This window comes from Pontibacterium sp., from assembly GCF_041587635.1.
Lineage (GTDB): Bacteria > Pseudomonadota > Gammaproteobacteria > Pseudomonadales > Balneatricaceae > Pontibacterium.
In genome coordinates this window covers 1-6,915 of the sequence record NZ_JBFGYC010000179.1, presented here as the reverse complement: position 1 = coordinate 6,915, position 6,915 = coordinate 1, and the positions used below count along the sequence as shown (strand labels likewise).

General features: G+C 49.3%; 5 protein-coding genes. 4 read left to right on the top strand and 1 reads right to left on the bottom strand.

The window, feature by feature from the left end:
- The 4 genes from dnaA to gyrB form a co-directional block, all read left to right on the top strand.
- A partial coding sequence (gene dnaA / locus ABYW01_RS10430) for a chromosomal replication initiator protein DnaA (RefSeq protein WP_372832553.1) occupies positions 1-977 on the top strand: 977 nt, incomplete at its 5' end.
- A 31-nt stretch (positions 978-1,008) separates the two neighbouring features.
- Positions 1,009-2,112, top strand: a complete 1,104-nt coding sequence (dnaN, locus tag ABYW01_RS10425) for a DNA polymerase III subunit beta (protein WP_193954568.1) — start codon at positions 1,009-1,011, stop codon at positions 2,110-2,112.
- A 55-nt stretch (positions 2,113-2,167) separates the two neighbouring features.
- Positions 2,168-3,256, top strand: a complete 1,089-nt coding sequence (gene recF, locus ABYW01_RS10420) for a DNA replication/repair protein RecF (protein ID WP_372832552.1) — start codon at positions 2,168-2,170, stop codon at positions 3,254-3,256.
- A gap of 18 nt (positions 3,257-3,274) precedes the next feature.
- Positions 3,275-5,695, top strand: a complete 2,421-nt coding sequence (gene gyrB / locus ABYW01_RS10415; RefSeq protein ID WP_372832551.1) for a DNA topoisomerase (ATP-hydrolyzing) subunit B — start codon at positions 3,275-3,277, stop codon at positions 5,693-5,695.
- Between the two features lie 126 nt (positions 5,696-5,821).
- Here gyrB and ABYW01_RS10410 read toward each other — a convergent pair.
- On the bottom strand, positions 5,822-6,915 hold a 1,094-nt coding region (locus ABYW01_RS10410; RefSeq protein ID WP_372832550.1), incomplete at its 5' end, for a hypothetical protein.

The following is a 6,915-nucleotide window of genomic DNA, read 5'->3' as shown; positions in this document are numbered from 1 at the left end:
AGGGTAAGTCGAACCAACTGGCGCTGGCTGCGGCCCGTCAGGTGGCAGATAACCCGGGTAGCTCTTATAACCCTCTCTTTATCTACGGCGGCGTTGGTCTGGGTAAAACCCACCTGATGCACGCAGTGGGTAACGAGATGCGTAAGTACAACCCGAATGCGAAGATTGTTTATCTGCACTCTGAGCGTTTTGTCGCAGATATGGTTAAGGCACTGCAGCTGAATGCGATCAACGACTTTAAACGTCACTATCGCTCGGTCGATGCGCTGCTGATTGATGATATTCAGTTCTTTGCGGGCAAAGAGCGTTCACAGGAAGAGTTTTTCCATACCTTCAATGCTCTGCTTGAAGGCGGTCAACAGATGATTCTGACCAGTGACCGCTATCCAAAAGAGATCAAAGGGGTTGAGGAGCGTCTTAAGTCCCGTTTCGGTTGGGGTTTAACCGTCGCGATCGAACCGCCTGAACTGGAAACCCGTGTTGCTATACTGATGCGCAAAGCAGTGGAAGCCAAAGTATCCCTGCCCGACGACGCTGCCTTCTTCCTGGCCCAGAAAATTCGCTCCAATGTACGTGAGTTGGAAGGCGCCTTGAAACGGGTTATTGCGAACGCACATTTCACCGGCAATGCGATCACAATTCCTTTTATTAAAGAATCGCTTAAAGACCTGCTGGCATTGCAGGATAAACAGGTTAGTATTGATAATATTCAGCGTGTTGTGGCTGACTATTACAAGATCAAAGTAGCTGATCTGTTATCCAAGCGCCGCAGCCGTTCTGTTGCACGTCCCCGTCAGGTTGCTATGAGTCTGGCGAAAGAGCTGACCAACCACAGTTTGCCTGAGATTGGTGATGCGTTTGGCGGACGAGATCACACCACCGTGCTCCACGGATGTCGTAAGATTAAGGAGCTGAGGGAAAGTGATACGGACATCAGAGAAGATTATAAGAATTTACTGCGTCATCTTACGGCGTAGTGGTACCGTTCGAAATTAAGGTGGAAAACCGATGAGATTTGTTATTTCGCGTGAAGCGTTAATCAAACCTTTGCAGTTGGTGGCGGGTGTTGTTGAACGTCGTCAGACGCTGCCGGTACTCTCCAACATACTGTTGGTGGCCGAGGGTGATCAGCTGTCCCTGACCGGTACTGACCTTGAGGTTGAGCTGGTTGGCCGTGTAACGCTGGATGAGCCTGCTGAAGCCGGTTCAATCACAGTGCCTGCACGTAAGCTGATGGATATTTGTAAGTCTCTGCCGGACGAGGCGCGCATCGAGCTGGCGCTGTCAGGCCAGAAGATGGTGATTAAGACAGGCCGTAGCCGTTTTACCCTGTCGACCCTGCCAGCGGCAGAGTTCCCGAATGTGGAAGACGGTCCGGAAACGCTGGACCTGACGATTTCCCAGAATCAATTGCGTAAGCTGATTGATAAAACCGGCTTCTCCATGGCGCAGCAGGACGTTCGTTACTACCTGAACGGTATGTTGCTGGAGATTGCGAACGGTCAACTGCGTTCTGTATCAACCGATGGCCACCGTCTGGCGACGTGTGTGTCTGACGTGGAAGTGGATGAGTCTGTTCAACATCAGATCATCGTACCGCGTAAAGGTATCCTTGAGCTGGCGCGCCTGTTACAGCAAGGTGATGAGCCTCTGCGTCTGGTGATTGGTGCAACGCATATCCGTGCCCATGTGGGTGACTTTATCTTCACCTCTAAACTGGTCGACGGTAAATTCCCGGATTACCAGCGTGTTATTCCGCGTAATGGCGATAAGATTATGCTGGGTGATCGTCAGGAGCTGCGTCAGGTCTTCAGCCGTATCGCTATCCTGTCCAACGAAAAGTACCGTGGTGTGCGTTTATCGCTGAGTGACGGTTACCTTCAGGTGATGGCGAATAACCCGGAACAGGAAGAAGCGGAAGAAACCGTAGCGGTAGATTATCAGGGCGACTCCCTGGAAATCGGTTTCAACGTGAACTACCTGCTGGACGTGCTTTCGATCATTAACTCTGACGTGGTGCGTTTCACGGTTGCAGACCCGAATAGCAGTGCGCTGGTAGAAAGCTTTGACGAAGATGGCAGCGTGTACGTTGTCATGCCAATGCGTATGTAATTGCGTTCGGATCAGCAGATTCAAGGTCTGCTGATCCGCCCTTTCAGAATCCTCCATGACCATCTCCCGCCTGAACATACGTTCCGTACGTAATCTTTCATCTGTCAGTATTACTCCGTCTACCCGCATTAACATCTTTTCCGGCCCCAACGGCAGTGGCAAGACCAGTGTGTTGGAGGCGATCCATCTGCTTGGCCTAGCACGGTCTTTTCGTACCAGCAAAGTGCGCCACCTGATTGCGGCCGGTGATCCCGCCGCAACCGTACAAGGAAAAGTTGATTCGCTTGCACAAGGTGTTGAGCAAACATTGGGTGTGGAACGTAATCTGGAGGGACAGACGCGGGTGCGTTTTGCCGGGTCAGATATTGATCTTGCATCCCTTGCTGAGCTGGTGCCGCTACAGGTAATCGACTCGGCAACCTTCGATTTGCTGGATGGTTCACCTTCAATCCGGCGACAATTTATCGATTGGGGTGTATTCCATGCTGATAAGGCCTTTATTCAGCTCTGGAGAGGTTTCAGGCGAGTCCTGAAACAGCGCAACACGCTACTGAAATGTGGTAAGATTGGGCATCAGATGCGTGCTGCGTGGGACCATGAATTTGTAGGCTTTGCCGAGCAAATTACCCGCCTGCGACAGGAGTATCTGCAACTGCTGACACCGGAGTTTGAACAGATTGTTGAGAAGCTGTTACCGGGTCAGAGTCTAAGTCTGGGTTTCTCACCGGGCTGGGATTTAAAGAAGCCGCTGGATGAACTTTTGGCGACTAACTTTGAACGCGATCTGCGTCAGGGTTTTACCAGCGCTGGACCTCAACGCGCCGACCTGCGGGTTAAAGTTGATGGTCACACTGCCGCTGAGCGATTGTCGCGCGGGCAGAAAAAACTGGCCGTCAGTGCCCTTAAGCTGGCACAGGGCGCACTCTTTCACCGGATGACCGGACGCCCCTGTATTTATCTGATTGATGACTTGCCGTCGGAGCTTGATGCGACTCACTGTCAATTGTTCTGTGAGTTTGTAGAGCAGATGGCCAGTCAGTGTTTTATTACCTGTGTAGATTCGCGCGCCCTGTCCTATCAGTGGCAACCGAACACAGATGTGCTGCATTACAGCATAAATGATGGAAGTGTAACGCCCCTATAAACGCGTTAGGAGACTTGAATGAGCGGTGATAACCAAGATTATGATTCTTCCAGTATTAAGGTCCTGAAGGGGCTTGATGCTGTAAGAAAGCGCCCAGGTATGTACATCGGTGATACTGATGATGGTACCGGTTTGCATCATATGGTGTTTGAGATAGTAGATAACTCAATCGATGAGGCGTTGGCGGGTTATTGCAGCGAGATCAATGTAATCATCCATCCGGATGAGAGTGTTTCCGTGTACGACAATGGCCGTGGTATTCCGACTGATATTCACGAGGAAGAAGGCGTTTCTGCAGCAGAGGTTATTATGACCGTGCTGCACGCTGGCGGTAAGTTTGATGACAACAGTTATAAAGTATCCGGTGGTCTGCACGGTGTAGGTGTTTCGGTTGTAAACGCCCTCTCCAGCGAGCTACGTTTAACCGTGCGCCGCAACGGTAAGGTTCATGAACAGACCTATGTGCATGGTGTGCCTCAGGCGCCACTGGCGGTAGTTGGTGAAACGGACAGCAGCGGTACCAGCGTCCGTTTCTTCCCATCTGAAGAAACCTTCAAAAATATCTCCTATCAGTACGATATTCTGGCCAAACGTCTGCGCGAGCTGTCGTTCCTGAACTCTGGTGTACGTATCGTTTTGAAAGACGAGCGTAGCGGTCGCGAAGATGTTTTTGAATATGAAGGTGGATTGGGTGCGTTTGTTGAATACCTCAACAGCAAAAAAACCACCGTTAACAATATGTTCCACTTCACAGCCATGCACGAGAATGGCGTTGGTGTAGAAGTCGCGATGCAATGGAACGACAGTTTCCAGGAGAGCATCCATACCTTTACCAACAACATTCCACAGCGCGACGGTGGTGCTCACCTGTCTGGTTTCCGCACCGCTCTGACACGCTGTCTGAACAGTTACATTGAATCAGAAAGCATGAACAAAGGCGGCAAGGTCAGCACCACGGGTGACGACAGTCGTGAAGGTTTGACGGCGATTATTTCGGTTAAAGTGCCTGATCCTAAGTTCTCTTCCCAGACCAAAGACAAGCTGGTTTCCTCCGAGGTAAAAACCGCGGTAGAGCAGATCATGGGTGAGAAACTGTCCGAATTCCTGCAAGAAAATCCACAGGATGCTAAAGCGGTTGTCTCTAAGATGATCGATGCAGCTCGTGCACGCGAAGCGGCACGAAAAGCGCGTGAGATGACACGCCGTAAAGGCGCACTGGATATCGCAGGTCTGCCGGGTAAGCTGGCAGACTGTCAGGAGAAGGATCCCGCCCTCTCTGAACTGTACCTGGTGGAGGGTGATTCTGCAGGCGGTTCCGCGAAACAGGGTCGTGCCCGTAAGACGCAGGCGATCCTGCCGCTGAAAGGTAAGATCCTCAACGTCGAAAAAGCGCTCTTTGATAAGATGCTGACCTCTGCCGAGGTGGGCACACTGATCACCGCACTGGGTTGTGGTATCGGTCGCGAAGAATATAACCCGGATAAATTGCGCTACCACAGCGTTATCATCATGACCGATGCGGACGTGGATGGTTCGCACATCCGTACTCTGTTGCTGACTTTCTTCTTCCGTCAGATGCCGGAACTGATCGAACGTGGTCACATCTATATTGCACAGCCACCGCTGTACAAGATCAAAAAAGGTAAGCAAGAGCAGTACCTGAAAGATGATGAAGCGCTGGACAACTACCTGCTGCAAGGCGCACTCGACGGCACTACGCTGCACGTTAATGCGGACGCGCCGGGAATTGGCGGTCATCAGCTGGAAACCGTTGTGCAGGATTACCGTGCGGTGATGCGGACCTTTGCCCGTCTTAACCGTTTGTTCCCTCAGGTCGCTTTGAAATCAATGCTGTCGTTGCCAGCGCTGGCAGGCGATCAGCTCACTGATCAGGCTGCGGTGTCTGAATGGTGTGATCAACTGGACGATCAACTGGCTGATGTGAGTGATAAAGCGATTCAGTATCACTGCGTTGTTGCCGAAGACAAAGAGCACAGCCGTTTTGTACCTAAAGTGGTTGTCACCCAGCATGGTGTTGACCATGACTACCTCTTTGGTGGTGATTTCTTTAAATCACGCGAATACACGCAGATCACCGATATGGCGGACACGCTTAAATCGCTGATCGAAGTGGGTGCGTACTTCAAGCGTGGCGAGCGCGTGAAAGAGCTGACTGACTTTGAAGAAGGTTTGAACTGGTTACTCGACCTGTCACGCCGTGGTCACAGCATCCAGCGCTATAAGGGTTTGGGTGAGATGAACCCAGAGCAGTTGTGGGAAACTACTATGGACCCGGATGCGCGTCGTATGCTTCAGGTTACAATTGAAGATGGGATCGCAGCTGATCAGCTATTCACTACCCTGATGGGGGATGAAGTCGAGCCGCGTCGTAACTTTATCGAGTCCAACGCATTGAGCGTGGCGAACCTGGATATCTGATTTCAGGGCGCGCCTGTCGAGTTTCGTGAATAGTGAAACGCTTCAAACTTGTGATACGGTAATTTCATGAGACGTGAAACAAAAAAGCAGCCATATGGCTGCTTTTTGCTATAGATAATCACGTATCTACGACGCTTTGGATGCTTGCTTCTTTTCAATTGCTAGGTCTAGAGCCTTAAGAATTAGTGGTTCTAGTGTTTCAAAAGTATTCGCTAATTGCTTGGCATCAGTACGATAGTGAACACCATGATGCTTGGTTGAATTCCCTTCTTGATTCACATGACTAATAGCCGTTTTATATGTCCCCTTTTCGGATCTATCCGAAAACCATTCATTTGTCTTCTTGTTGAGGAAGGCTGGCATGTCCTCTGTTGCAGGTTTACCTATTAAGGTAGAGAGAGATTCAAAGAAAGACCAAGCCCCTACATACATTAGGGCAGAATGAGAGACTAATGAAATACTACATAAAGACTTATACAAGTTCCCAAGCTTTTTAGAGTCAAGTTGATTCAGGCGAGTCAAAATTTCTGTGGACTCTGGAACTTTAGTCTCTGCCCTGAAAACTCTATTTGAATCTACTGAGTGAAAGTTTTTATTAGAAGAGTTATCTTGTGAGGGTTCTACTAAGGCCGTTTCGTTAGTTTTATTATCTAAAGCGTCAACTCTTTGAGTTGCCTTTGCTTTGCTTTTTGAAGTATTAGATCTGGTGTTCGCAGTGCCTTTCTTCTTCGTATACCTTGCCTTAATATCAGAACGATATTTGTTTGCAATAGGTGCTAGCTGATCTCTGATCTTAAGGAAGATTGTACTGTCTGTTTTTAGAGCGGTTTTTGCTGTATTCCAAGGAAGTAATCCCGCATCTTCGGAAGTAAATCTTATCCAGCATACGAACCCGTTGTACTCTGCGTGCCACTTAGCAGTCCATCCATGTATCTTTTCTGTACTACTGGCAACTATAATCCGATCATTACATACGAAGTATAAGCCAAACTCTTCTGTCAACTTCCTGTTTTTGACAAGGCTATAGTTATCCTCTGAAGGGAATGTATATTCCTCATGAATTCCTGATTCGATGTATACCTTTACGTTACCTTCTGTAATTTCTTCAAAGGTGGGAGGCACAAGTGTGTTTGCTCGGAGCTTTGGTACTTTGAAGGCAATTGTATTGGAAAGGCTTAAAGCAACGTTTTGGATAGTTATCGTAAGCCCTTTCGAGATGT

Coding starts and splice junctions, on each gene's coding strand:
- dnaN (WP_193954568.1), top strand. CDS start 1,009: ATGAGATTTGTTATTTCGCGTGAAGCGTTAATCAAACCTTTGCAGTTG.
- gyrB (WP_372832551.1), top strand. CDS start 3,275: ATGAGCGGTGATAACCAAGATTATGATTCTTCCAGTATTAAGGTCCTG.
- recF (WP_372832552.1), top strand. CDS start 2,168: ATGACCATCTCCCGCCTGAACATACGTTCCGTACGTAATCTTTCATCT.